The sequence below is a fragment of the Curtobacterium sp. MCLR17_040 genome, assembly GCF_003234735.1.
Classification (GTDB): domain Bacteria; phylum Actinomycetota; class Actinomycetes; order Actinomycetales; family Microbacteriaceae; genus Curtobacterium; species Curtobacterium flaccumfaciens.
In genome coordinates this window covers 21,038-45,951 of the sequence record NZ_QKTE01000023.1, presented here as the reverse complement: position 1 = coordinate 45,951, position 24,914 = coordinate 21,038, and the positions used below count along the sequence as shown (strand labels likewise).

Sequence of the window (24,914 nt, the reverse complement as noted above, 5' to 3'; positions counted from 1 at the left end):
ACGCGGACTACTTCTTCTTCGACGAGAGGGCGTCGGCGCCGCCGACGATCTCGGAGATCTGCTGGGTGATCTCCGCCTGACGCGCGTTGTTCGCGAGTCGGGTGAAGTCACGGATCAGCGAGTCGGCGTTGTCGCTGGCCGCCTTCATCGCCTTCTGACGCGCGGCGTGCTCGGAAGCAGCCGACTGCAGCATGGCGTTGAAGATGCGGCTCTCGATGTAGACCGGGAGCAGCGAGTCGAGCACCGCATCGGCGTCCGGCTCGAACTCGTAGAGCGGCAGGGGCTCGTTGCCCTCGGGCTCGTCGATGCCCTCGACGACCTCGAGGGGCAGCAGGCGAACGACCTGCGGCTCCTGGGTCGCCAGGCTGATGAACCGGTTGAACACGATGTGGATCTCGTCCACGCCGCCCTCAGCGGTGTCTTGGAGGAACTTCGCCACGACGGCGTCGCCGATCTCCTTGGCCGTCGAGAACTCCGGCTGGTCGGTGTTGCCGACCCACTGCTGCTCGGACGGACGCTCACGGAACGCGAAGTACCCGACGGACTTGCGGCCGACCAGGTAGTATACGACGTCCTTGCCCTCGCTGCGGAGCAGGGAGGCGAGCTCCTCGCCCTGCTTGAGGACGTTCGTGCTGAACGCGCCGTTCAGGCCGCGGTCCGAGGTGAAGAGCACGACGGCTGCACGGGTCGACGACTCCGGCTCGGTGGTCAGCACGTGGTCGACGTTCGAGAACGTCGCCACGGCCGACACCGCACGCGTGACGGCCCGCGAGTACGGACCGGACGCAGCCATACGGGCCTGCGCCTTCTGGATCCGCGACGCCGAGATCAGCTCCATGGCGCGGGTGACCTTCTTCGTGGTCTTCGCCGACTTGATCCGCTGGCGGTAGACCCGGACCTGCGCTGCCATCTAGCGACGACCCTTGACGATCTGCTCCTGGTCGACGTCCTCGGCGTCAGCCGCGTCGAACTGCTCGGAGCCGAGGGTCTTGCCGTCGCTCGTCTGGAAGCTCTTCGTGAACTCGTCGATCTGCTTGTCCATCTCGGCGACGGTCTCGTCGCTGAGCTGGTTCGTCTCGCGCAGCGTCGTGAGGACGTCGGAGTTGCGACGCAGGTGGTCGAGCAGTTCGGACTCGAAGCGGAGCACGTCCGGCACCGGGACGGTGTCGAGCTTGCCGTTCGTGCCGGCCCAGATCGAGACGACCTGCTCCTCGACCGGGTACGGCGAGTACTGCGGCTGCTTGAGGAGCTCGGTCAGACGCGCACCGCGCTCCAGCTGACGACGCGACGCCTGGTCGAGGTCGGACGCGAACATCGCGAACGCCTCGAGCGAGCGGTACTGCGCCAGCTCGAGCTTCAGCGTGCCGGAGACCTTCTTGATCGACTTCACCTGGGCGTCACCACCGACGCGGGACACCGAGATGCCCACGTCGACGGCCGGACGCTGGTTCGCGTTGAAGAGGTCCGACTGCAGGAAGATCTGGCCGTCGGTGATGGAGATGACGTTGGTCGGGATGTACGCCGAGACGTCGTTCGCCTTGGTCTCGATGATCGGGAGACCCGTCATCGAACCGGCGCCGAGCTCGTCGGACAGCTTCGCGCAACGCTCCAGCAGACGGGAGTGCAGGTAGAAGACGTCACCCGGGTAGGCCTCGCGGCCCGGCGGACGACGCAGGAGGAGCGACACCGCACGGTAGGCCTCGGCTTGCTTCGACAGGTCATCGAAGATGATGAGGACGTGCTTGCCCTGGTACATCCAGTGCTGGCCGATGGCCGAACCGGTGTACGGGGCGAGGTACTTGAAGCCGGCCGGGTCGGAGGCCGGAGCGGCGACGATGGTGGTGTACTCCATCGCACCGGCGTCCTCGAGCGCACCCTTGACGGAGGCGATCGTGGAGCCCTTCTGACCGATGGCGACGTAGATGCAGCGAACCTGCTTCTCCTCGTCGCCGGACTCCCAGTTGGCCTTCTGGTTGATGATCGTGTCGATCGCGATGGCCGTCTTGCCGGTCTGGCGGTCGCCGATGATCAGCTGACGCTGACCACGGCCGACGGGGATCATCGCGTCGATGGCCTTGATGCCGGTCTGCAGCGGCTGGTGGACCGACTTGCGGGCCATGACGCCGGGAGCCTGGAGCTCGAGGGCACGACGGCCCTCTGCGGCGATCTCGCCGAGACCGTCGATCGGGGCGCCGAGCGGGTCGACGACGCGACCGAGGAAGGCGTCGCCGACGGGGGCGGAGAGGACCTCACCCGTGCGGGTGACCTCCATGCCCTCCTCGATGCCGCCGAACTCGCCGAGCACGATGGCGCCGATCTCGTCTTCGTCGAGGTTCTGCGCCAGGCCGAGCGTGCCGTCCGCGAAGCGGATGAGCTCGTTCGCCATGACGCCGGGGAGACCCTCGACGTGGGCGATGCCGTCACCGGCGTCGGTGACGTGCCCGACCTCGGCCGTGGAGGCCTTCGTCGGCTCGTAGTTCGAGACGAAGTCCTTCAGGGCATCACGGATCTCATCGGGGCTGATGGTGATGTCTGCCATGGGATTTTCCTTGTGGTTTTCCGGGGCCCTTCGGCTCCGAGAGGGTGACGCTGCCGGACTCGGCAGTTCCCGTTGTGGACTTGGGGAGGAGCGGCTTCGACCGTACGCCTAGCCGGCGAGCTGGAGCCGGAGCTCCGAGAGTCGCGTGGACACGGTGCCGTCGATGACGTCGCCGCCGATCTGCACCCGGACCCCGCCGACGACCGCGGGGTCGACGACCTGGTTGATGCTGATGTCCTTGCCGTACCGCTCGGACAGACCGCGCGTGACGCGGGCCGACTGGGCGGGGGTCAGTGGCGTCGCCGTGACGACGGTCGCGACGAGCTTGCCGGCCTGCTCGGCCACGATGCGCGAGGCATCACGGACGATCTCACCGATGCGGCGGCCGCGGGGCTGCTGCACCAGGGCCGACACGATCGTGATCGTCTGCTCCGATGCCTTGGCACCGAGGAGCCGCTCGACGAGCGCGCCCTTCTGCTGGGGGCTGCCGAGCTTGGTGCCGAGCGCCAGCTCGAGGCCGGCGTCCGAGCGGACGGCGGTCTCGAAGGCGAACAGCTCCGACTCGATCGACGAGTCCGGACCCGCGGTGGCGGCGACGGCGCGGATGCCCGCGTCCTCGATGCCCGCGAGCAGGTCCTGCTGCGAGGACCAGCGCGAGCCGGCCACCGCGGTCAGGACCGCACGCGTCGCGTCCGACTGTCCGGCGAAGACACGGTCGATGAGGACCTTCTTGCCGGCCGCGTCGGCCGTGGGGTCGGACAGCAGCCCGAGCAGCTGCGGCGCACCGGCGATCGCACGCCCGGAGGCGAGGATCTCGGCACCCGCGGCCAGGCCGGCGCTCGGACCGAGGTCCGACAGCACCGCCCTGGTGGACGCGAGTGCTTCTCTGGTAGCGCTGCGCATGCTCAGTGCTCCCCCGTCTTCGTGGCCTGCGAGGCCTCGAGGTCGGCGAGGAAGCGGTCGACCACTGCGGTCGACTTGGCGTCGTCCTTGAGGGATTCACCGATCACACCGGACGCGAGGTCCAGCGCGAGGGTGCCCACTTCGGACCGGAGTGCCTGGACGGCGCTCTGGCGCTCGGCCTCGATCTGCGCCTGGGCGTTGGCCGTGATGCGTGCTGCATCGGCGGCCGCCTGCTCGCGGACCTCGTTGCCGATCGCCGTGGCGTCGGCGCGGGCCTGCTCACGGATGCGCGAAGCCTCGGCACGTGCGTCGGCGAGCTGCTTGTTGTACTCGTCGAGCGCAGCAGCGGCCTGCTCCTGAGCGGCCTCGGCCTTCTTGATGCCGCCCTCGATGGCCTCGGTGCGCTCATCGAGCATCTTCGTGATGCGCGGCGTGACGACACGCCACATCACCAGGAAGATGATGACGAAGGCAAGCGCCGACCAGACGACGTCGTACAACGGCGGGATCAGCGGGTTGTGCGTCTCCTCCGCCGCGATGATGAGTGCGTTGTGCATCGAGGAGCCTTAGTTGGTGCCGGTGAAGATGAAGTACGTGGCGATACCGATGAAGGCCAGGGCCTCGGTGAAGGCGATACCGATGTACATGAGGGTCGTCAGGCGGCCCTGGAGCTCGGGCTGGCGAGCGACGGACTCGATCGTCTTACCGACGACGATGCCGACACCGATGGCCGGGCCGATCGCTGCGAGGCCGTAGCCAACCGTCGCGATGTTGCCGTTGATCTCCGCGAGAACGGTCGTTGCGTCCACGTGTTTTCCTTTCGAGGTGCGGGTCCGACGGTCGCCGGTCCCGTAGGGGGTCAGTGAGGAATCAGTGCTCGTCAGCCAGCGCCAGCTGGATGTAGACGGCGGTGAGGAGCATGAAGACGTAGGCCTGCAGCAGCGCGACGAGGACCTCGAAGAAGCTGAACGCGATGCCGAACGCGATGGTCCCGACGCCGAAGGCCTTGAAGCCGAGCGAAGCGTCGAAGAAGAAGAACTGCGTGGCCGAGAAGAACAGCACGAGGAGCAGGTGCCCCACGACCATGTTCATCAGGAGTCGCAGCGTCAGGGTGACGGGACGGAGCACGAAGGTGGAGACGAGCTCGATCGGCGTCACGATGATGTACAGCGGCCACGGCACCCCGGGCGGGAAGAGCGAGTTCTTGAGGAACGTGCCCGGGTGCTTGCGGAGGCCGGCGTAGATGAAGGCGAGGTACGCGACGATCGCCAGGATCATCGGCATCGCGATGCGGCTGGTGCCCGCGAGGTTCATGAACGGGACCAGACCGGTCAGGTTCATGAAGAGCACGCCGAAGAAGATCGTCGCCAGGAGCGGCAGGAAGCGCTTGCCGTCCTTCTCTCCGAGGTTGTCGAAGGTGTTACGACGGACGACGTCGAACGCGTACTCGATGAACGCCTGACCGCGGTTCGGCACCAGCTTCAGTGCACGGGTACCCACGAACGCGAACACCAGGAGCACGGCGACGGCGAAGAAACGGATGAGGACGAGCCGATCGATCTCGAACGGCGTCCCGGCGAAGAAGATCGCATCCGGGAAGAACTCGTTGATCGACGGACCATGGAACTCGGCGGCCTTGCTGCTCCCCGCCGCGACGGTGTCAACCGCAGCGGAGAGGGACAGGGGAAGAGCGTGGGATAGCAGCGCTGTCTCCTGTGTCGGCGCGCGCACATCATGGCACGCGATGGTGGACGTTGTGGAGGCTCGTCCGCCCCGAGCGAAAGGCTCCGGTAGCGGACTTCGAGAAGCCTATCAGGTGCGAGAGGCTTCCCGGCTTCTCAGACGCGGGGGGTCGGGTTCCCAGCGTCCGCGGAGTCGTCGAGGCCGTCGCCCGGCAGCCGGACGCCGATCGGGGTGCGGGCCTTCGCGACGGCGACGACGTCGATCACCAGGGAGCCGACGACCCCCGCGATGATCACGATCGCCAGCACCGGGAAGTCGACCCAGTCACGGTCCTTGAGCAGGACCAGCAGCACGATGAAGACGATGAACTTGAGCAGCCAGGTGCCCATCACGATGCCGAAGAAGGCGCCGGAGATCATCTGGCCCTTCGAGACGCGCAGCGCGACGAGGACACTGACCGCGGTGAGCCCGAGGAACACGACGCTCAGCACGGCGCCGAGCAGTCCCCCGACCAGCCCGGGGCCGTCCGCGACGAGGAACCCGATGAGCCCGCCGACCACCGCCAGGGCGACGGCGAGGACCGCTCCCCACGTGATGATGCGGCGGAACACCGGCCGGACGTGGTCGAGCGCGTTCGGTACGGTCACGTGATGTCTCCAGGGATCGTGCGGTCGTTGGCGGCCCGGTCGAGCGGGTCGAGGCTGGCGTCCACCACGGCGGCGGAACGGTTGGCGGTCTGGGCGGCGATCTCCGTGCGCTTCCGGCCGAGCGGCGCGAAGGTCGCGACGGCGCAGACGGTGAAGCCGACGGACACGAAGACGACGACCCAGTACCAGTCCACGAAGAGGAACAGCAGGCACCCGAAGGCGACGGTCGCGGTCCACGCGTAGAAGATCAGCACCGCGTGGAAGTGCGAGTGCCCCATGTCGAGCAGGCGGTGGTGCAGGTGCTTCCGGTCGGCCGAGAACGGCGACTTGCCCGCGCTGAGCCGTCGGGTGACCGCGAGACCGAAGTCCAGGATCGGGACGATCAGGATCGCGAACGGCAGCAGGATCGGGATGAACGCCGGCAGCAGCGCCTGGCGTGTCTGCACCGCCGCCGGGTCGATGTTGCCCGTGACCGAGACCGCGCTCGTGGCCATCAGGAACCCGACGAGCAGCGCACCGGCGTCGCCCATGAAGAGCTTGGCGGGGTGCCAGTTCAGGATGAGGAAACCGAAGCAGGCCCCGACGAGGACCGCGGTGAGCAGCGAGGGCAGGTTGAAGAAGAACTCGGTCTGCACGACCACGCGGTTGATGAAGAACGTGTAGAGGAAGAAGACCCCGCCGGCGATGATCGCGACGCCGGCCACCAGGCCGTCGAGCCCGTCGATGAAGTTCACCGCGTTCATCACGAGCACCACCGCCAGCACGGTGAAGATCAGGCTCATGTACGACGAGCCGACACCCAGCGTGTTGCCGATGGGCAGCGAGACGATCGCGACGCCCTGCCAGGCGAGGATGCCCGCCGCGATGATCTGCCCGGCGAGCTTCGTCATCCAGTCGAGGTCCCAGATGTCGTCCGCGACACCGAGGACCACGATGATGGTCGCTCCCCCGAGCACCGCGAGGACGCGGCCGGGTTCGGAGAACACGAGCCGGAAGTAGTCGGTCCCCGCGATCGACGGGAACAGGAACCAGGCCGCGAGCAGCGAGACGATGACGCCGATGTACATCGCGATGCCACCGAGCCGCGGCGTCGGGGTGCGGTGCACGTCCCGCTCGCGGACCTGCGGGTACCACTTGTACTTCAGCCCGAGCTTCCAGACGATCAGGCTCATCACGAAGCTCACGACCGCGGCGATGGCCCCCGCGAGCAGGTAGTACTTCATGTGACGAGGTCGGCTCCGACGACCCGGATGATCTCCTCGTCGGGGATCACCCCGTGCCGGACGATGCGGAGCTTCCCGCCGTCCGACAGCCCGGTGGCGTCGACGATCGTCGAGCCGGTGCTGGCCTCGAAGCCGTCGTGCACCTCGACGGGTCCGCCGTCCAGGTAGATCGCGACACTGTCACCGAGCATCCGCTCGGCGGCGTCGACGTCCATCGCGGCCGGGTCGCCCGTGGAGTTCGCGGACGAGACGGCGAGCGGTCCGACCTCCTGCAGGAGCTCGAGGGCGATCCGCGAGTCCGGCATCCGCAGCGCGACCGTGCCGCGCGTCTCGCCGAGGTCCCAGTCGAGCGACGGCTGTGCGTGCAGGATGACGGTCAGCCCGCCCGGCCAGAACTCCGCCACCAGGTCGCGCACCGGCTGCGGGACCTCGCTGGCGAGGGCGTCGAGCGTGGGCGGACCGGGGATGAGCACGGGCGGCGGCGACTGCCGCGTGCGGCCCTTCGCATCGAGCAGCCGCTGCACGGCCGTCGCGCTGAAGGCGTCCGCGGCGAGGCCGTAGACGGTGTCGGTGGGGACCACGACGAGCTCTCCGCGTCCGAGGGCGGCACGTGCGAGCCGCATCCCGGTCAGGAGCCCGTCGGAGTCGGTGCAGTCGTATCGGGATGCCATGACTCGACGATGATAGTGCGACACAATGGTGGACATCGTGAACGAGACGCCCGCACCCCCGCTCCTGTTCCTCTTCGACATGGACGACGTCCTGGTCCGGTACGACTGGCAGGTGCGCATGGCCGCACTCTCCGAGTTCACCGGACACGAGTTCCAGGAGCTCCGTCGCCGATGGTGGGACTGCGGTCACGAGATGCGTGCCGAGGCCGGTGGGTTCGCCGACGGCGACGAGTACCTCGCCGCGTTCGAGCGCGCGATGGAGTGCGACGTCCCCGAGGCCGACTGGGCCCGGATACGCGGATCCGCCATGACCGAGCTGCCGGAACGCATCGAGGCGGTCCGGATCGCGAGCGAGCACGGGCGTGTCGGGCTGCTCACCAACAACGGTCCGCTCGCCGGCCGCTGGATCCACGAGTGGGCGCCGTCCCTGCCCGAGGTCTTCGGCGAGCATCTGGACACCTCGAGCAACTTCGGCGCCCGGAAGCCCGAGCCCGAGGTCTTCCAGCGCGCGATCGCCCACCACGGCGTCCCCGCGGAGCGCACCTTCTTCGCCGACGACATGCCCGAGAACATCGCGGGTGCGCGGAGCGTCGGCATCCACGCGGTCCTGGTCGAGCACGACACCGACCTGCGCGAGCACGTCCGCGCCTTCGTCGCGGCACAGCAGCGCGAGGCCTCCCCCGTCGCGTAGCCCGCCACGCCCGTTCCTTCCCATCGCGGTCGCGCTGGAAAGCAAGAACGGGCATACCTGGTCATCCCGAACGACCCGGTACGCCCGATCCCACCAGGTACGCCCGGATCCACGCGGCACACGCAGCACGGCCGAGCGACGGGAGGCCCGCCCCACGCCCGCCACGCCCGTTCCTTCCCATCGCGGTTGCGCTGGAAAGCAAGAACGGGCATACCTGGTCATCCCGGACGACCCGGTACGCCCGATCCCACCAGGTACGCCCGGATCCATCCGGCACGCCCGGATCCACGCGGCACCGGCCTGGAGGCCCGGCTCGGCTCCGGCTAGCGCGTCGCGGTGGTGGTGCGGTCGCGCCCCGTCAGGTCGACGTGCGTCTCCGGGGTGCGGAACCCCCGGCGCGCCAGGACCTCCCGGACTCCGGCCCCCTGCGGCTCGGCGTGCTCGACGACCAGGACTCCCCCGGGCACGAGCAACCGCCAGGCCGTCTCGGCGAGAGCCCGGACGGCGTCGAGGCCGTCGGGCCCGCCGTAGAGGGCCATCGCCGGGTCGTGGTCGCGGACCTCGGGGTCGATCGGGATCGCGTCGTCCGGCACGTACGGCGGGTTCGACACGACGACGGACACGGTGCCGTCGAGTTCCGGCAGCGCGTCGGCGAGGTCGCCCTCGACGAGCCGGACCGTCCCACCGTGGGCGTCGACGTTCCGCCGGGTCCAGGGCAGGGCCTCGGCGGACCGCTCGACGGCGTAGACCACGGCGTTCGGCACCTCGGTGTCCATCGCGATCGCGATCGCACCGCTGCCGGAGCCCAGGTCCACGGCGATCGGCTCGGGGACCGCGGTCGCCCGCAGCGCGTCGATGCCGAACTGCACGACGCCCTCGGTCTCCGGACGGGGCACGAACACGCCCGGCCCGACGGCCAGGGTGAGCGCACGGAAGTACGCCTGCCCGGTGATGTGCTGCAGCGGCTCACGGGTGGCACGGCGGGCGACGGCGTGCCGGAAGCGCTCGACGTGCTCCGGGGCGATGCCGCCGCCGATCAGCGCACGGGCCTGGACGGCTCCGCGCGAGGTGTCGGTCGCCCACGCGAGCAGCAGCTCTGCGTCGACCCGGGGCGTCGGCACGCCGACGGCGACGAGCGCCGCGGTCGCCTGCTCGAGCAGGCGATCCGCGGCGTACGTGAGGGGCGTGTCGGCGGTGATCCGGGCCTCCAGGCTGGGTGTGCGCTTACGCGTCCTGGTCGCCGATGGCGGCCAGACGTGCCTCTTCGTCCGCCTGGATGGCGGACTGGATGACGGGCTCGAGGGCACCGTTCATCACACGGTCGAGGTCGTACGCCTTGTAGCCCGTGCGGTGGTCCGCGATCCGGTTCTCCGGGAAGTTGTACGTGCGGATGCGCTCCGAACGGTCCATCCCGCGGATCTGCGACTTGCGGGCGTCCGAGGCGATCGCGTCGAGCTCCTCCTGCTGGCGCGCGAGGATGCGTGCGCGGAGCACGCGCATGCCGGCCTCGCGGTTCTGCAGCTGCGACTTCTCGTTCTGCATCGCCACCGTGATGCCCGTGGGCAGGTGGGTGATGCGGACCGCGGAGTCCGTCGTGTTGACGGACTGCCCGCCCGGGCCGGAGGACCGGTAGACGTCGATCTTGAGGTCGTTCTGGTTGATCTGGACCTCTTCGGGCTCGTCCACCTCGGGGAACACCAGCACGCCGGTGGTCGAGGTGTGGATGCGCCCCTGCGACTCGGTCTGCGGCACACGCTGGACGCGGTGCACACCGCCCTCGTACTTCAGGTGCGCCCAGACGCCCTGGGACGGATCGGTCGTGTTCGACTTGATCGCGACCTGGACGTCCTTGTAGCCACCCAGGTCGGACTCGGTGCGCTCGAGGAGCTCGACCTTCCAGCCCTTGGTCTCGGCGTAGTGCGAGTACATGCGCAGGAGGTCGGCCGCGAACAGCGCCGATTCCTCGCCGCCCTCGCCGCCCTTGATCTCCATGATGACGTCACGGCCGTCGTCGGGGTCGCGCGGGATGAGCAGCCGGCGGAGACGCTCCTGGCGCTCCGACAGCTGCTCCTCGAGCCCGGGGACCTCGTCCGCGAACGCTGCGTCTTCACGGGCGAGTTCCTGGGCGGCGGCGAGGTCGTCCCCCGCCGCCTGCCAGGCCTCGTACGCGGACTTGATCTGGTTGAGCTCGGCGTACCGCCGGTTCACCTTCTTCGCCCGGGCCGCATCGGCGTGGAGCGCGGGGTCCGACAGCTGCTGTGTCAGGTCCTCGTGTTCCGCCAGCAGCCCCGCTACCGACTCGAACACGCGTTACTCCTGGTGGCCGTTGTGGTGGGGGCCGGTCGAGGGGACCGACTTCTGCACCTGCACCAGGAACTCGACGTTCGACTGCGTCTCCTTGAGGTTCCGCAGCACGATCTCGAGGGCCTGCTGCGGGTCGAGCCCGGCGAGGGCCCGGCGCAGACGCCAGGTGATCTTGACCTCGTCGGCGGAGAGCAGCTGCTCCTCGCGACGGGTGCCCGAGGCGTTCACGTCGACGGCGGGGAAGATCCGCTTGTCGGCGAGGTGACGGTTCAGGCGGAGCTCCATGTTGCCGGTGCCCTTGAACTCCTCGAAGATGACCTCGTCCATCTTGGAGCCGGTCTCGACGAGCGCGGTCGCGAGGATGGTCAGCGAGCCGCCGTCCTCGATGTTGCGCGCGGCACCGAAGAAGCGCTTCGGCGGGTAGAGCGCCGCCGAGTCGACGCCACCGGAGAGCACGCGGCCCGACGGCGGGGTCGACAGGTTGTACGCACGGCCCAGGCGGGTGATCGAGTCGAGCAGCAGCACGACGTCGTGGCCCAGCTCCACCAGGCGCTTCGCACGCTCGATGGCGAGCTCGGCGACGGTGGTGTGGTCCTCGGCGGGACGGTCGAAGGTCGAGGCGATGACCTCGCCCTTCACCGTGCGCTGCATGTCGGTGACCTCTTCGGGCCGCTCGTCGACGAGGACGACCATCAGGTGCGCCTCGGGGTTGTTCTTGGCGACAGCGTTCGCGATGGCCTGCAGCACGACGGTCTTGCCGGCCTTCGGCGGGGACACGATGAGACCGCGCTGACCCTTGCCGATCGGCGACACGAGGTCGATGATGCGGGTCGACAGCTTGCCCGGCTCCGTCTCGAGGCGCAGGCGCTCGTTCGGGTACAGCGGGGTGAGGTCGTTGAAGTCGACGCGGGCCGCGGCCTCGTCGGCGGACTGGCCGTTGATCGACTCGACGGCGACGAGCGCGTTGTACTTCTGGCGGCTCTGCTGCTCGCCGTCACGCGGCTGCTTGATCGAACCGACGACGGCGTCGCCCTTGCGCAGGTGGTACTTCTTCACCTGGCCGAGGGAGACGTAGACGTCGCTCGGGCCCGGCAGGTACCCGGTGGTGCGGACGAACGCGTAGTTGTCGAGGACGTCGAGGATGCCCGCGATCGGGATCAGGACGTCGTCCTCGGTGACCTCGGGCTCGAAGTCGTCGTTCTGGCCGCCACGGCCGCGCTTGCGGTCGCGCTGGCGACGGCTGCGGCCGCTCTCGGCCTCGTCGGCGTGCTGTTGCTGCTGCTGCTTCTGCTGGCCGCTGGTCTGCTGCTTCTGCTGACCGGCGTTCTGCTGCTGCTTCTGGTCGGCCTTGTCGTCCTGCTTGGCCTCGGCCTGCTTCGGCTGGTCGTTCTGCTTCTGGCCGCCGTTCTGCTGGCCGTTCTGCTGCTCGCCGCCGTTCTGCTTCTGCTGGCCGACGTTCTGGCCGCCGTTCTGCTGCTCGGCACCGTTCTGCTTCTGCTGGCCGGCGTTCTGGCCGCCGTTCTGCTGCTCGGCGCCGTTCTGCTGCTCGGCGCCGTTCTCGGCGTTCTGGCCACGGCCACGACCGCGACCACGGCTACGACGACCGCGACGCGAGCCGCCCTCGCCCTGCTCGGAGTTCTGGTCGCCCTGGTCGTTCTGGTCGCCGGACTCGTTCTGGTCCTGGTCGGCCTGCACGGCGGACGTCGGGGCCTGCTGGCCCTGCTGGGCCGCCTGGCTCGGCTGCTCGGCCTCGGCGGGTGCCGACGCCTGCTGGCCCTGCTCGGCTGCGCGCTGGTCGGCGCCACGCTGCTCGGTGCCACGCTGCTCGGCGTTCCGCTGGCCACGGCCACGGCGCTGGGAGCCGGACTGCGCGGCTTCCTGGGCGTCCTTCTCGGCGCGGACCTGGTCGAGCCCGGCGAGGAGGTCCTCGGTGCCGGTCTGGCCGTGGTTGGTGTGCTCGGCGGCCGAGGTCGGCGCGGCGTTCACGGTGCCACCGGACGATGCGCGGCGCGAACGACGGGCACGGCTCGGGGCTGCCGACTCGGCGGGTGCCTCGGGGTCGGCGACGGGTGCCTCGGCAGCGGGCTGCGCGGGGGTCTCGGCGGGCTCCGGCAGGGTCGGCTGCTCGGTGGCGGCCGGCTCGGCGGGGGTCTCGGCGACGACGGCGGCGGCAGGGGCTGCCGGCGTCTCGTCGACGGGACGCTTGTCCTCGATGGAGGCGATCAGGTCGCCCTTGCGGAGCTTGGAGAGCCCGGTGATGCCGAGCGAGGAGGCGATGCGCTGGAGCTCCGGGAGACGGAGGGCACGCAGATCGCTGGGGATCTCCACCTGGGCGGAGTTGTTGTCGGTCAAGGTCGGTGTTTCCTTTCGAACCGCAGAACGCGGAGAGTTTCCACCGTCCCGGATGCAGGGTGAGCATCGACCGCCGTTCAGACGACGGATCGGGATTCGGTGATCAGAAAGAGATGCACACTCGCGCACCGGACCCTGCGACGTCGCAGGAGCTGTCCTGAGGACGAGCGATCCGTACGGTTACGCGGGTTCGGCTTCGAGCGCCGAGTGCGCTGCCACTGTAGCACCACCGAGATCGACGGCCAGCATGAGCGGCCGCCAGTCGGATTCGGCGTGTCGCTGCACCAGTTCGGCGGCGGTCAGGCGCTGTGCCGGGTCGCTGCCGAGGACGAGCAGGCTCGGCCCGGCACCGGAGACCACCGCGGCGAGGCCGTGCTGTCGGAGCAACCGGATCAGGGCGTCGGTCTCGGGCATGGCGCTGGCGCGGTACGCCTGGTGCAGACGGTCCTCGGTCGCGGCGAGCAGCAGCTCGGGGCTCTGGATGAGCGCCGCGACGAGCAGCGCCGAGCGGGAGACGTTGAACGCGGCGTCGGCGTGCGGGACCTGCTCGGGCTGCAGGGAGCGCGCGAGCTTGGTCGAGAGCGTCGAGGTCGGCACGAACACCACCGGGGCGACTCCGCGGTGCACCAGGAGCCGCTTGTAGGCCGGGCCCTCGGCGGTCATCCACGCGATCGTCAGGCCGCCGAAGAGCGCCGGCGCGACGTTGTCCGGGTGGCCCTCCATCTCGGTGGCCAGGGTCAGGAGCGTCGAGGCGTCCAGGTCGACGACGCCCTCGAGCAGACCACGGGCCGCCATCAGCCCGGCGACGATCGCCGCGGCAGAGGATCCGAGACCGCGGCCGTGCGGGATCGCGTTCGTGGCGTGCAGCTCGAGACCGGGCTGGTCGACACCGGCGTGCTCCAGGCCACGGCGGACCGCACGGACGACGAGGTTCGTGTCGTCCGTGGCGACCTCCCCGGCACCGACGCCCTCGACCGTGACGGTCGCGCCGGGTTCGGAGCGCACGCGCACCACGACTTCGTCGTAGAGCGAGAGCGCGAGGCCGAGCGAGTCGAAGCCGGGGCCGAGGTTCGCCGACGTGGCCGGCACCCGGACGCGGACCGCCGATCCGGTCGGCAGTGCACGGACCGCCCGTCCGGCCGGTACAGCACTGCGGGCGGTCATGCCCTCACCCGGTCCGGACGAGCGGTCGGAGATCACTGCTCGCTGACCAGACCGAGCACGTCGGCGATCGACTTCGTGTCGACCGGCACGCTCGTCGGGGTGACCTCGCCGCCGTCCGGCGTGCGGAGGGCCCACTGCGGGTCCTTCAGACCGTGGCCCGTGACCGTGATGACGACCTTCGCGCCCTTCGGCACGACACCGGCGTCGGCACGCTCGAGGAGCCCGGCGACACCGATGGCCGATGCGGGCTCGACGAAGACGCCGACCTCGGCCGACAGGATGCGGTGTGCGGCGAGGATGGCCTCGTCGGTGATGGCACCGAAGTAGCCGTCGGTCTCCTCCCGCGCCTCGAGCGCGAACTGCCACGAGGCCGGGTTGCCGATGCGGATCGCCGACGCGATGGTGTCGGGGTGCCGGACGACCTCGCCGTGCACGATCGGGGCGGAACCCGCGGCCTGGAACCCGAACATGCGGGGCAGCTTGGTGCTGCGGCCGGCGGCGACGTCCTCGCGGTAGCCGCGCGAGTACGCGGTGTAGTTGCCCGCGTTGCCGACGGGCAGGAAGTGGAAGTCCGGTGCGTCACCGAGGACGTCGACGACCTCGAACGCGGCGGTCTTCTGCCCCTCGATGCGGTCGTTGTTGACGGAGTTGACGAGGTGCACCGGGTAGTTCGCCGCCAGGTCGCGGGCGATGTCGAGGCAGTCGTCGAAGTTGCCCTGCACCTGCAGCAGCTGGGCGTCGTGGGCGACGGCCTGGCTGAGCTTGCCCATGGCGATCTTGCCCTCGGGCACGAGCACCGCGGCAGTGATGCCGGCGTGCGTGGCGTACGCGGCGGCCGAGGCGCTGGTGTTGCCGGTCGAGGCGCAGATGACGGCCTTCGCGCCGTGCTCGACGGCCTTCGAGATCGCCATCGTCATGCCGCGGTCCTTGAACGAACCCGTCGGGTTCATGCCCTCGAACTTCACGTAGACCTCGGCGCCGGTGCGCTCGGAGAGCCGACGAGCCGGGATGAGCGGCGTGCCGCCCTCACCGAGCGTGACGATGGGCGTCGCCTCGGTCACGTCGAGTCGGTCGGCGTACTCGCGCAGGACTCCCTGCCACTGGTGGGCCATCAGGCTTCTCTCTCTGTCCGGTGGGGTGGATCTGGTGGTGGTGCGGCTCGGTGGGCCTGCAGGTCGGCCTGAAGGCCCGTGGTTGCGTCAGCGACCGACGACGCGCAGGACGCTGGTGACGTCCAGGACGACGTCCTCGCCGCGGAGGGCGACGACGGTGTCGGCCAGGTCGGCCTCGCGCGCCAGGTGGGTGCCGATGACGAGCGTCGCGGTCCCCTCGGCTGCGCCGGTGGTGGTCTGCTCGACCGTCTCGACGCTGACGCCGTGCTTCGCGAGCACGCCGGCGACCGTCGACAGCACGCCGGGGGCGTCCGTGACGTGCAGGGTGATCTGGTAGCTCGTGCGGACGGTGCCGATCGGGAACACCGGCAGCTCGGACTGCGTCGACTCGGCGACACCCGGGCCGCCGATGACGTGCCGGCGGGCCGCGGAGACCAGGTCGCCGAGGACCGCCGAAGCCGTCTCGACGCCACCGGCACCCGCGCCGTAGAACATCAGGTCGCCGGCGGCCTCAGCTTCGACGAACACCGCGTTCTTCGCACCGTGCACGCTCGCGAGCGGGTGCGACTCGGGCACGAGGGCCGGGTAGACGCGGGCGCTGACGCCCTCGCGGCCGTCCTCGTCGGTGAGCCGCTCGGCGGTCGCCAGGATCTTCACGACGTAGCCGGCCTTGCGGGCGGCGCGGACCTGGTCGATCGTGACGTGGGTGATGCCCTCGCGGTGCACGGCGGCGAGCGGCACCGAGGTGTGGAACGCCAGCGAGGCCAGGATCGCGGCCTTCTGCGCGGCGTCGTAGCCCTCGACGTCGGCGGTCGGGTCGGCCTCGGCGTAGCCGAGCTCCGTCGCGGTGGCCAGGGCGTCCTCGAACGTGGAACCCTTGCGGTCCATCAGGTCGAGGATGAAGTTCGTGGTGCCGTTGACGATGCCCATGATCCGGACGATGCGGTCACCGGCGAGCGAGTCGTGCAGCGGGCGGATGATCGGGATCGCCCCGGCCACGGCGGCCTCGTAGTAGAGCTGCGCGCCGACCTGCTCGGCCGCGGCGAAGAGCTCCGGGCCGTGGGTCGCGAGCAGCGCCTTGTTGCCGGTGACGACGTCCGCGCCCGACTGCAGGGCCTGGAGCACGAGGGTGCGCGCCGGCTCGATGCCGCCGATGAGCTCGACGACGATGTCCGCGCCGAGGATGAGCGATGCAGCGTCCGTGGTGAAGAGCTCCGCCGGCAGGTCGACGTCGCGCTGGGCGTCCACGTCGCGCACGGCGATCCCGACCAGCTCCAGCCCGGCACCGGCGCGCGAGGCCAGCTCGTCGCCGTGCTCGAGGAGCAGTCGCGCGACCTGGGAACCGACCGAGCCGGCCCCGAGCAGCGCGACACGGACGTTGCGGTATTCGATCATCTGGTAGCGGTTCCTGTCGGTGGGGGTGCGCCCTGCGGGGTGGGCGGACCCGGTCGGGTCGGGGGTCAGCGGCCGGTGCCGTCGGCGGGCACGGCGGCGACCCCGGTGTCACGGGCGAGGAGGTCGTCGATCGTCTCGCCCCGCACGAGGATACGGGCTGTGCCGTCCGCGACGGCGACGACCGGCGGGCGGCCCACGTGGTTGTAGTTGCTCGACAGCGCCCAGCAGTAGGCCCCGGTGGCCGCGACGGCGAGCAGGTCCCCGCGCTGCACGTCGCCGGGCAGGTACTCGTCGTTGACCACGACGTCGCCGCTCTCGCAGTGCTTGCCGACGACGCGGCTCAGCACCGCCGGGGCGTCCGAGGTGCGGGCGAGCCGGGCCGTGTAGTCGGCGCCGTACAGGGCGGGACGGATGTTGTCGCTCATCCCGCCGTCGACCGAGACGTACGTGCGGGTCGCGCTGCCGCCGTCCTCGGTCTCGAGCGTGACGGGCTTGATCGTGCCGACGCGGTAGAGCGTCACCCCGGGCGGACCGATGATGTAGCGGCCCGGCTCGACGGCGATGTCCGGCACCGGGATGCCGCGCTCGGCGCAGGCCTCGCCGATGATCGTGGCCAGTGCCTCGGCGACGTCCTCGGGGGCGAAGGCCGAGTCGGCCTCGGTGTAGTCGATCCCCCAGCCGCCGCCGAGGTTCAGCTCGGGCACCGGCCCGGAGGCCACGAGCGTCGCGTGCACGTCCATGAGTCGACGTGCGGCCTCGCGGAAGCCGGCGTCGTCGAAGATCTGCGAGCCGATGTGCGAGTGCAGCCCGACGAAGGCGAGCGAGGGCTCGGCGCGGACGGCTGCTGCGGCATCGAGGGCCTCGGACAGCGGGATGCCGAACTTCTGGTCCTCGCGGGCGGTCGCCAGGTACTCGTGGGTGGACGCGTGCACACCGGTGTTGATCCGGATGCGCACGCGCTGCACGACGCCGGCGTCGGCGGCGGCACGGGCGACGCGCTGCACCTCTTCGTGGCTGTCGAGCACGATCGTGCCGATGCCGACCTCGACCGCGCGGGTGATCTCGGCGTCGGACTTGTCGTTGCCGTGGAAGCCGAGCCGGCCGGGGTCGATGCCGCCGGCCAGGGCGACGGCGAGCTCACCGGCGGTGCAGACGTCCACGCGCAGGTCGGCCTCGGCCATCCACGTGACGACCTGCGTCGTCAGGAAGGCCTTGCCGGCGTAGTAGACGTGCGCGTGGCTGCCGATGCGCTCGAACGCCTCGGCGAACGCGTTCCGCACACGGACGGCACGGGACTGGACGTCCCGCTCGTCGACGACGTACAGGGGCGTGCCGAACTGCGCGACCAGGTCCGTCGCGCTGATGCCGCCGATCGCCAGGGTGCCGTCGTCGGTCCGCGTCGCGGACGCGGGCCAGATGCGGTCCACCAGTTCGGAGGCGTCCGTCGGGAACCGCAGCCGCGGCGGTGCAAGGGGGTTCTCGCTCACGGGACCCGATCCTACCGACGCGAGCCGTTCCTCCAGGCCGCGTTACGCACCCGTCCGCTCAGCCGCAGCTGCCGACCGTCCGCAGGCCGTCCTCGTTGAGCGGCAGCGCGTCCGCGGTGATGCGGACCGTTGCGTCCGACTTCGACACGTCGAGCGAGCGCACCCGCAGCGCCTCGGGCAGGAACTGCGCGGTGCAGACCTGCACCGGGACGCCGGTGACGCCCGGGATCGAGTCGACCTTGAGGCCGAGGTCGGAGTTCGTGATCCGGACGCTCTCCGGGGTGATCGAGATGCCGCGGCCGTCGTCCTGCGCGACGACGGCACCCTTGGCCGCGTAGGTGATGTCGTAGCCGAGCACCGACGACGACCCCGTCAGTTCGACGCCGCCGTCGACCAGGTTCAGCCGGTCGAACAGCGGGCTGTACTTCGCCAGGTCCTTGACGCTCGACGACGCCAGGGTGACCGTGCCGTCGACGTCGCGGACGTCGCCCTTGCCGTCCACCGGGACGTCCTGCGCGGTGACGTCGGCGGCGAGCGGGATGCCGTCCACCGTGAGCTTCTCCGAGGAGATCTCGACGCGGTCGAGCGTGCCGCTGATGAGCTGCGGGATGACGATGCCCTCGGCGTGGGCGTCGACCTCGCCGGTCGTGCCGTCCGGTAGCGACTGCTCGACCTGCTGAGCGATGATCCGGTCGACGACGCCGCGCAGCACGAACTCGGCGACGACGACGAGGGCGGCGAGCACGACGACGACCACGAGCAGGACGACGGGCCAGCGGCGGCGCGTGGTGGGGCGTTCGGTGGCTGCGGGCATGCGTCCCACCCTGCCAGTCCGTCCCGGCAGCCTGCCTGGAGGCCCGGTGCGCGTCCGGCGGGCGGGTGCGGCGGGTGCGAGCGGGCGCTGGGCGCTGGGCGTTGGGCGCACGCGATCGCGATCGCGCCCCGCCACGGTCATCGCGCCCCCGCACACCGGGGCGCGATGATCGTCAAGGGGCGCGTTTCGGCAACGGCTCGGCCGTCTGCTCGCGCCGCCGCTCCGCTACATGCGGGACGGAGCCGACACGCCGAGCAGGCCGAGGCCGTTGCGGACGACCTGGCCGGTGGCGTCGTTCAGCCACAGGCGCGTGCGGTGCAGGTCGGTCACCGGCTCGTCGCCGAGGGGCGTGACACGGCAGGAGTCGTACCAGCGGTGGTACAGGCCGGCCAGCTGCTCGATGTACCGCGCGATGCGGTGCGGCTCGCGCAGCTCGGCGGCGTGCCGGACCACCCGCGGGTACTCGGCGAGGGCTCCGAGGAGCGCGCTCTCCGACTCGTGGGTCAGCAGCGAGGCGTCGAACACCGACCGGTCGACCCCGGCCGCCGCGGCGTTCCGGGCCACCGACTGCGTGCGGGCGTGGGCGTACTGCACGTAGAAGACGGGGTTGTCGTTCGTGCGCTTCGTGAGCAGGTCGAGGTCGATGTCGATCGCGGTGTCGCTGGCGAAGCGGACCAGGGCGTACCGGCCGGCGTCGACACCGACGGCGTCGACGAGGTCCTCCATCGTGACGATGGTGCCGTTGCGCTTCGACATGCGCATCGGTTCGCCGTCCTTGAGCAGGTTGACCATCTGCCCGATCAGGATCTCGAGGTTCTTGCCCGGCTCGTCCCCGAACGCGGCGCACATCGCCATCATCCGGCCGACGTAGCCGTGGTGGTCGGCACCGAGCATGATCAGGTTCCGCTCGAACCCGCGCTCGCGCTTGTCGAGGTAGTACGCCAGGTCGCCGGCGATGTACGCGGGCTCGCCGTCCGACTTGATGACGACGCGGTCGCGGTCGTCGCCGAAGTCGGTCGTGCGGAGCCACTCGGCACCCTCGGCCTCGTACATCACGCCGGCCGACCGCAGCCGGGCGATCGCACGCTCGACGGCCTTCGACTCGTGCAGGGCGTTCTCGTGGAAGTAGACGTCGAAGTCGACGCCGAAGTCGTGCAGCGACGACTTGATGTCCGCGAACATGAAGTCGACGCCCTCGCGACGGAAGAGCTCCTGCGCCTCGTCGCGCGGCAGGTCGCGGACGTCGATGCCCGGCTCGAGGGTCGCGATGACCCGTGCGGCGATCTCGGCGATGTAGGCGCCGCCGTAGCCGTCCTCGGGCGTGGGCTCACCGAGTGCGCTGGCGACGAGGGAGCGGGCGAACCGGTCGATCTGCGCGCCGTGGTCGTTGAAGTAGTACTCGCGGGTGACGAGGCCGCCCTGCGCCTGGAACACGCGGGCCAGGCTGTCGCCGACCGCGGCCCAGCGGACGCCGCCCATGTGGATCGGGCCGGTGGGGTTGGCGGAGACGAACTCCAGGTTGATCCGGACGCCGTCGTACAGGTCGCCGGTGCCGAAGGACTCGCCGCCGTCCACGATGGTGCGCGCGATCTCGCCAGCGGCGGCAGCCTCGAGCGTGATGTTGATGAAGCCGGGGCCGGCGACGTCGACGGAGTCCACGCCGTCGAGCTCGGTCAGCTCGCCGGCGATCTCGGTCGCGAGCTCGCGCGGGTTCGTGCCGAGCCGCTTCGCGAGCTGCATGGCCGCGTTCGAGGCCCAGTCGCCGTGGGCGCGGTTCTTCGGACGCTCGAGCACCACGTGGGACTCCTCGATCGTCACGGTCTCGGACGCGCCTCGGCGCTCGACGATCCCGGTCAGGATCGACAGGTACGCGGCGGAGAGTTCGGCAGGAGTCACGAGGACCGATCCTACCGGGACGCCCAGGTCCGCACCGGTCGATGCAGCATCATGTCGGGATGACCCCCCGCAGCCGTGCCCGGGCGCTCACCGTCGCCACCCTCACCACCGCAGCAGCCGTCGTGCTCGCCGGGTGCTCGGGCGGCGGGGACAGCACCCCGTCGGCCACCGCGACCCCGGCGGGCAAGCCGGTGTCGCAGACCTGCGCGGAGCTCCTGCCGACGAGCGCACTGTCGGTGTACGGGCAGACCTTCGAGCTCGACGACTCCTTCACCCCGGCGAAGGGCTCCCCCGCCGCGACCATCGCGAAGCAGCAGGGTCGCGTGTGCCGGTTCGTCAGCACCGACGCGGACGCCACGGCGATCACGCTCGCGGTCGCCGACCTGCCTGAGAAGTCGCTCACCAACCTGAAGGACGCCCTGTACGAGCGGGGCGGGTCCGTCCCCACCTACCGCGTGGAGGGCTACTTCGCCCTGAGCGGCGACGTCGGCCGCGCGGACGCCTTCGCCGACCCGTACTGGATCACCGCGCAGTCGACGCTGTTCACCGAGCCGGGTGGGGCGCAGCCCGTCGTCGACGCGGTGCGCGCCGCGCTGCAGCCGTCCGCGTCGGCGACGGCGACGCCCGTGGGCTGACGCGCGCTGCCCCCGCGCACGGTGCGGGGCCGCCGTCGGGTGCGAGGTTGCGCACGTGGTGCGCGCTTGCAGCGCCGCACGGAACGCGGAACCTCGCACCGGCTCGTGACGCTCGCACGGTGCGGACGGGAGGCCCGTGGCAGGCCCGCACCGCGCCTCCCGGCCGATGGCAGCCACGCACGGTGCCGGCTCCGCCGTCCGGTGCGAGATTGCGTGTGCGGTGCGCGCTTGCAGCGCTGCACGGAACGCGGAACCTCGCACCGGCTCGCGACGGACGCACGGTGCGGACGGGAGGCCTGGGGCGGGCCCGCACCGCGCCTCCAGGTCGACGGCGGCCACGCACGGTGCCGCGTCCGCCATCGGGTGCGAGGTTGCGCACGTGGTGCGCTGCTCGCAGCGCTGCACGGAACGCGGAACCTCGCACCGGATCGCGACGGACGCACGGTGCGGACGGGAGGCCCGTGGCGGGCCCGCACCGCGCCTCCCGGCCGGCGGCGGCCACGCGCCGTGCCGGGTCCGCCGTCCGGTGCGAGGTTGCGCACGTGGTGCGCGCTTGCAGCGCCGGACGGGACGCGGAACCTCGCGCCGGCTCGCGACGCTCGCACGGTGCCGGGTCCGCCATCTGGTGCGAGCTTCCGTGCGTGGTGCGCGCCTGCAACGCCGCACGGAACACGGAACCTCGCACCGGAACGCGGCCCTCCCACCGTGCGGACGGGAGGGCCGTGGCGGGCCCGCACCGCGCCTCCCGGCCGTCCGACGGCACGTCCACAGCGCGACACGCGCTGTCCAGGACCACCCGCCGGACCTGCTACGGTTGTTGACACCCCTTGGCCCCCATAGCTCAGGGGATAGAGCACTGCCCTCCGGAGGCAGGGGCGGAGGTTCGAATCCTCCTGGGGGCACTGGAAAGTACGCCGAAGAGGTTCCCGAAGGGATCGAGCAGCTGGCAGAGCCGCTCTCCCGTGAACACCGTCTTCGGCCCCCGGTGCGCGACGGCACCGTTGGCGACCCAGTCCTCGACGACGGCATCGACGTCGGGCACGGTCCAGTACGGCACCGCGCCGGACGGCCCCGGCGTGTTGAGTTCGTCGGTGCGGTGCAGCGTGAGGTGGACGCCCTCGACGTCGAACGCGACGAGCGCGCCACCACGCACGACCGGTTCGCGGCGGAGCCTGGCGCGTACCAGGCGACCGCGGCCTCGAGGTCGTCGACGAACAGGAAGACGTTGCCGACCGGGCCGATCGGGAGCGGTGCTGCGGAGTCGTCGTGCACGGGGGTCCTCCTTCGTCGTGCGCCGCTCAGCGGTGCTCGACCCCGAGCGTCTGCGCGAGGAACGCGAGCGATCCCGGCAGCGCGTGGTCGGTGTAGCCCTCGGCGTGCCGGAGACCGGGGATCAGCTGCAGCGTGTTCGGGACGCCGACCGCGGCGAGCGCCGCCTGCAGGGCGATCGGGTCCGACCGCGGGACCCACTCGTCCAGCGAGTTGGCGAGGTAGACGGGGCCCGTCGACGCCGTCACGTGCTCGATCGTGGACGCCGCGGCGAGCGCCGACCGGTCGCCGCCGACCTCCTGCAGGATCACCCAGCGGAGGAACGGGTCGTCCCGCCCGGTCTGGTCGATGTCGGCGCTCCGCATCGCGTCGAGGTCCTGGGTCGTCGGCGCCGCGGAGACCGTGCCGTCGGTCGCCCGGATGATCTCGGCGAGGCCGAAGATCCCGGACCAGCTCACGGAGGGACGGCCGGTCGCGATGCCGCCCTCGACGGCGAGGTTCCCGCCGGCGGACCCGCCGAAGAAGGCGACCTTGCTCCGGTCGAAGGGGACGTCGGACTGCAGCGCCCACTCGTAGGCGGTGAGCACGTCGTCCCTGCTCGCGGGGAACACGTCCGTCGGTGCCAGCCGGTAGTTCGGGACGAAGACCGTGTACCCGGCGTCGACGAGTCGGGCGGACAGGCCGTCCTCCTTGGACTTGTCCCCGCGGAACCAGCCGCCACCGTGCACGAGCACGACGGCGCCGGTGCTCGGGGGCGATCCGGGGGCCGGACGGTGGACGTCGAGGACCAGGGCGTCGTGCTGGTCCGAGTACCGCACGTCGCGGTCGATGTGGGGAGGTGGCTGGGCGGGCATCGGTGACGACCTTCCTCGGGTTGCCGACGCCGCGACCGGCGGCGGTTCGTGGAATCCGATTCTCATCGACCGTGTCACGGGGCGATTGGGTCGGATGACTCGATGCGGTTCGGTTCCGGGGCGAGGAGCGGCACAACCGGGTCCGGGTCAGCCCGGTAGCGTTCCGGCATGACGATGACGTTCCCGGTGCCCGGAGTCCACGCACTGCGGGGCGGCCCCGTGCTCCGGTGGGGTGTGATCGGCCCCGGGGAGATCGCGAACGACTTCACCGCGACGCTGCACGCGAACTCCGACCAGCGCGTGGTCGCCGTGGGGTCCCGCTCCCCCGAGCGTGCCGCGGCCTTCGCCGCCCGCCACGGCGTGCCCGGTGTGCACGGGTCGTACGAGGCCCTCGTGGCGGACCCGTCCGTCGACGTGGTCTACGTCGCCTCGCCGCACCCGCAGCACCTCGGGCACGCGCTGCTCGCGATCGCCGCCGGCAAGCACGTGCTCGTCGAGAAGCCGATGACGACCTCGGCAGCGGACACCCGCACCCTCGCCGACGCCGCACGGGCCGCGGGCGTCCTCGCGATGGAGGCGATGTGGACCCGGTACCTGCCGGGCACCACGGTCATCGCCCGTCTGCTCGCGGACGGGGTCCTCGGCGACGTCCGCCTCGCGACGGTCGACGTCGGGTGGCCGCACGACCCGGACCCGGCGGACCGGATGTTCGACCCCGCCGCAGGCGGGGGTGCCCTCCTCGACGCCGGCGTCTACGGGCACTGGTTCGCACGGTTCGCCACCGGCGCCCCGGTGACCAGCAGCACGACGGGGGCAGTCTCGGATCGCGGGGTGGACCTCCAGTCCGTCACGGTGTCGACGGCGGAGCGTGGCGCGCAGGCGGTGGTGGCCACGTCGATGACGGCGTGGACGCCGGGGCTGGCGGTGATCGCCGGGAGCCGGGCCACGGTCCGGTACACCGACCACTTCGTGTTCCCGGCGTCGTTCGCGGTGCACCACCCGGGTGGGGAGGACCACTGGGCGGAGCCGACGGGGCTGCGGGGTCGTCAGGGACTCGTGTGGCAGGCGGCGGCGCTGGCGCAGTACGTGGCGGACGGTCGCACGGAGTCCCCGGTGCACTCGCTGGACGACTCGATCGGGATCGCGACGGCGCTCGACGCGGCCCGTGCGGCACTCGGCCCGACCGGTGCGGCGCTCGGCCCGACCGGTGCGGCACCGTCCGTTCCCGAGCAGGACACCTCGACCCTCTAGGATCACGGGCCGGTCGTCCCGCAC

General features: G+C 70.9%; 22 protein-coding genes and 1 tRNA gene. 4 read left to right on the top strand and 19 right to left on the bottom strand.

The window, feature by feature from the left end:
- Positions 1-7: 7 nt before the first annotated feature.
- The 9 genes from DEJ01_RS15825 to DEJ01_RS15785 form a co-directional block, all read right to left on the bottom strand.
- Positions 8-910: a F0F1 ATP synthase subunit gamma gene (locus DEJ01_RS15825; protein ID WP_110864050.1), complete on the bottom strand. Its 903-nt coding sequence runs from the start codon at positions 908-910 to the stop codon at positions 8-10.
- A complete protein-coding gene (gene atpA / locus DEJ01_RS15820) occupies positions 911-2,539 on the bottom strand; it encodes a F0F1 ATP synthase subunit alpha (RefSeq protein ID WP_027465778.1) in 1,629 nt (542 codons plus the stop codon).
- 108 nt (positions 2,540-2,647) lie between these two features.
- Positions 2,648-3,442 (bottom strand): F0F1 ATP synthase subunit delta, encoded by a 795-nt coding sequence (locus DEJ01_RS15815; RefSeq protein WP_111093536.1) that lies wholly within the window; start codon positions 3,440-3,442, stop codon positions 2,648-2,650.
- 2 nt (positions 3,443-3,444) lie between these two features.
- On the bottom strand, positions 3,445-3,999 hold the full coding sequence (locus DEJ01_RS15810) for a F0F1 ATP synthase subunit B (protein ID WP_071404610.1): 555 nt from the start codon (positions 3,997-3,999) through the stop codon (positions 3,445-3,447).
- A gap of 9 nt (positions 4,000-4,008) precedes the next feature.
- Positions 4,009-4,251: an ATP synthase F0 subunit C gene (gene atpE, locus DEJ01_RS15805; protein WP_017885749.1), complete on the bottom strand. Its 243-nt coding sequence runs from the start codon at positions 4,249-4,251 to the stop codon at positions 4,009-4,011.
- A 61-nt stretch (positions 4,252-4,312) separates the two neighbouring features.
- The gene (atpB, locus tag DEJ01_RS15800; protein WP_241660362.1) at positions 4,313-5,173 is read right to left on the bottom strand and encodes a F0F1 ATP synthase subunit A; all 861 of its coding nucleotides are present in this window, start codon (positions 5,171-5,173) and stop codon (positions 4,313-4,315) included.
- 107 nt (positions 5,174-5,280) lie between these two features.
- Positions 5,281-5,772, bottom strand: a complete 492-nt coding sequence (locus DEJ01_RS15795; RefSeq protein WP_258375320.1) for a hypothetical protein — start codon at positions 5,770-5,772, stop codon at positions 5,281-5,283.
- Positions 5,769-6,995: an MraY family glycosyltransferase gene (locus DEJ01_RS15790; protein WP_027465783.1), complete on the bottom strand. Its 1,227-nt coding sequence runs from the start codon at positions 6,993-6,995 to the stop codon at positions 5,769-5,771. Before DEJ01_RS15790 ends, DEJ01_RS15795 begins: the two co-directional genes overlap by 4 nt.
- Positions 6,992-7,666, bottom strand: coding sequence for an L-threonylcarbamoyladenylate synthase (locus DEJ01_RS15785; protein ID WP_027465784.1), 675 nt, complete (start codon positions 7,664-7,666; stop codon positions 6,992-6,994). The genes DEJ01_RS15790 and DEJ01_RS15785 overlap by 4 nt, the downstream gene beginning before the upstream one ends.
- 37 nt (positions 7,667-7,703) lie before the next feature.
- On the opposite strand from DEJ01_RS15785, the gene DEJ01_RS15780 reads away from it, so the two are divergent.
- Positions 7,704-8,357 carry an HAD family phosphatase gene (locus tag DEJ01_RS15780; RefSeq protein WP_139196861.1) on the top strand — a complete coding sequence of 218 codons (654 nt, stop codon included), beginning with the start codon at positions 7,704-7,706 and terminating at the stop codon, positions 8,355-8,357.
- Between the two features lie 323 nt (positions 8,358-8,680).
- Here the strand turns inward: DEJ01_RS15780 and prmC are convergent, their stop codons facing one another.
- The 9 genes from prmC to argS all read right to left on the bottom strand — a co-directional run bounded on the left by prmC (position 8,681) and on the right by argS (position 20,881).
- On the bottom strand, positions 8,681-9,478 hold the full coding sequence (gene prmC, locus DEJ01_RS15775; RefSeq protein WP_375334823.1) for a peptide chain release factor N(5)-glutamine methyltransferase: 798 nt from the start codon (positions 9,476-9,478) through the stop codon (positions 8,681-8,683).
- A 103-nt stretch (positions 9,479-9,581) separates the two neighbouring features.
- A complete protein-coding gene (gene prfA, locus DEJ01_RS15770; protein ID WP_017885756.1) occupies positions 9,582-10,664 on the bottom strand; it encodes a peptide chain release factor 1 in 1,083 nt (360 codons plus the stop codon).
- A 3-nt stretch (positions 10,665-10,667) separates the two neighbouring features.
- Positions 10,668-13,013, bottom strand: coding sequence for a transcription termination factor Rho (gene rho / locus DEJ01_RS15765; protein ID WP_111093535.1), 2,346 nt, complete (start codon positions 13,011-13,013; stop codon positions 10,668-10,670).
- Between the two features lie 180 nt (positions 13,014-13,193).
- Complete coding sequence (thrB, locus tag DEJ01_RS15760) at positions 13,194-14,177, bottom strand: homoserine kinase (RefSeq protein WP_181422633.1); 984 nt, start codon at positions 14,175-14,177, stop codon at positions 13,194-13,196.
- 32 nt (positions 14,178-14,209) lie between these two features.
- Entirely contained in the window at positions 14,210-15,289 is a 1,080-nt protein-coding gene (gene thrC, locus DEJ01_RS15755; RefSeq protein WP_071404606.1) for a threonine synthase, read from the bottom strand.
- Between the two features lie 87 nt (positions 15,290-15,376).
- Positions 15,377-16,684 (bottom strand): homoserine dehydrogenase, encoded by a 1,308-nt coding sequence (locus DEJ01_RS15750; RefSeq protein WP_027465790.1) that lies wholly within the window; start codon positions 16,682-16,684, stop codon positions 15,377-15,379.
- A gap of 65 nt (positions 16,685-16,749) precedes the next feature.
- Complete coding sequence (lysA, locus tag DEJ01_RS15745; RefSeq protein ID WP_111093534.1) at positions 16,750-18,171, bottom strand: diaminopimelate decarboxylase; 1,422 nt, start codon at positions 18,169-18,171, stop codon at positions 16,750-16,752.
- 58 nt (positions 18,172-18,229) lie between these two features.
- Positions 18,230-18,985: an LmeA family phospholipid-binding protein gene (locus DEJ01_RS15740; protein WP_111033762.1), complete on the bottom strand. Its 756-nt coding sequence runs from the start codon at positions 18,983-18,985 to the stop codon at positions 18,230-18,232.
- A gap of 225 nt (positions 18,986-19,210) precedes the next feature.
- Positions 19,211-20,881: an arginine--tRNA ligase gene (gene argS, locus DEJ01_RS15735; RefSeq protein ID WP_056068838.1), complete on the bottom strand. Its 1,671-nt coding sequence runs from the start codon at positions 20,879-20,881 to the stop codon at positions 19,211-19,213.
- 59 nt (positions 20,882-20,940) lie between these two features.
- Here argS and DEJ01_RS15730 point away from each other — a divergent pair, with 59 nt between their 5' ends.
- A complete protein-coding gene (locus tag DEJ01_RS15730; protein WP_111093533.1) occupies positions 20,941-21,516 on the top strand; it encodes a hypothetical protein in 576 nt (191 codons plus the stop codon).
- Positions 21,517-22,346: 830 nt separating this feature from the next.
- Positions 22,347-22,418, top strand: a tRNA-Arg gene (locus DEJ01_RS15725).
- A gap of 396 nt (positions 22,419-22,814) precedes the next feature.
- Here DEJ01_RS15725 and DEJ01_RS15720 read toward each other — a convergent pair.
- Positions 22,815-23,639 (bottom strand): alpha/beta hydrolase, encoded by an 825-nt coding sequence (locus tag DEJ01_RS15720; RefSeq protein ID WP_181438478.1) that lies wholly within the window; start codon positions 23,637-23,639, stop codon positions 22,815-22,817.
- A gap of 168 nt (positions 23,640-23,807) precedes the next feature.
- On the opposite strand from DEJ01_RS15720, the gene DEJ01_RS15715 reads away from it, so the two are divergent.
- The gene (locus DEJ01_RS15715) at positions 23,808-24,890 is read left to right on the top strand and encodes a Gfo/Idh/MocA family protein (protein ID WP_258375736.1); all 1,083 of its coding nucleotides are present in this window, start codon (positions 23,808-23,810) and stop codon (positions 24,888-24,890) included.
- Positions 24,891-24,914: the final 24 nt, after the last annotated feature.

What these genes read in the sequence shown, in the direction of transcription:
- DEJ01_RS15790 (WP_027465783.1), bottom strand. Translation starts at nt 6,995, where the DNA reads ATGAAGTACTACCTGCTCGCGGGGGCCATCGCCGCGGTCGTGAGCTTC.
- DEJ01_RS15740 (WP_111033762.1), bottom strand. Translation starts at nt 18,985, where the DNA reads ATGCCCGCAGCCACCGAACGCCCCACCACGCGCCGCCGCTGGCCCGTC.
- thrB (WP_181422633.1), bottom strand. Translation starts at nt 14,177, where the DNA reads ATGACCGCCCGCAGTGCTGTACCGGCCGGACGGGCGGTCCGTGCACTG.
- DEJ01_RS15715 (WP_258375736.1), top strand. Translation starts at nt 23,808, where the DNA reads ATGACGATGACGTTCCCGGTGCCCGGAGTCCACGCACTGCGGGGCGGC.
- atpA (WP_027465778.1), bottom strand. Translation starts at nt 2,539, where the DNA reads ATGGCAGACATCACCATCAGCCCCGATGAGATCCGTGATGCCCTGAAG.
- DEJ01_RS15815 (WP_111093536.1), bottom strand. Translation starts at nt 3,442, where the DNA reads ATGCGCAGCGCTACCAGAGAAGCACTCGCGTCCACCAGGGCGGTGCTG.
- DEJ01_RS15750 (WP_027465790.1), bottom strand. Translation starts at nt 16,684, where the DNA reads ATGATCGAATACCGCAACGTCCGTGTCGCGCTGCTCGGGGCCGGCTCG.
- DEJ01_RS15810 (WP_071404610.1), bottom strand. Translation starts at nt 3,999, where the DNA reads ATGCACAACGCACTCATCATCGCGGCGGAGGAGACGCACAACCCGCTG.
- DEJ01_RS15720 (WP_181438478.1), bottom strand. Translation starts at nt 23,639, where the DNA reads ATGCCCGCCCAGCCACCTCCCCACATCGACCGCGACGTGCGGTACTCG.
- DEJ01_RS15825 (WP_110864050.1), bottom strand. Translation starts at nt 910, where the DNA reads ATGGCAGCGCAGGTCCGGGTCTACCGCCAGCGGATCAAGTCGGCGAAG.
- DEJ01_RS15785 (WP_027465784.1), bottom strand. Translation starts at nt 7,666, where the DNA reads ATGGCATCCCGATACGACTGCACCGACTCCGACGGGCTCCTGACCGGG.
- DEJ01_RS15730 (WP_111093533.1), top strand. Translation starts at nt 20,941, where the DNA reads ATGACCCCCCGCAGCCGTGCCCGGGCGCTCACCGTCGCCACCCTCACC.
- thrC (WP_071404606.1), bottom strand. Translation starts at nt 15,289, where the DNA reads ATGGCCCACCAGTGGCAGGGAGTCCTGCGCGAGTACGCCGACCGACTC.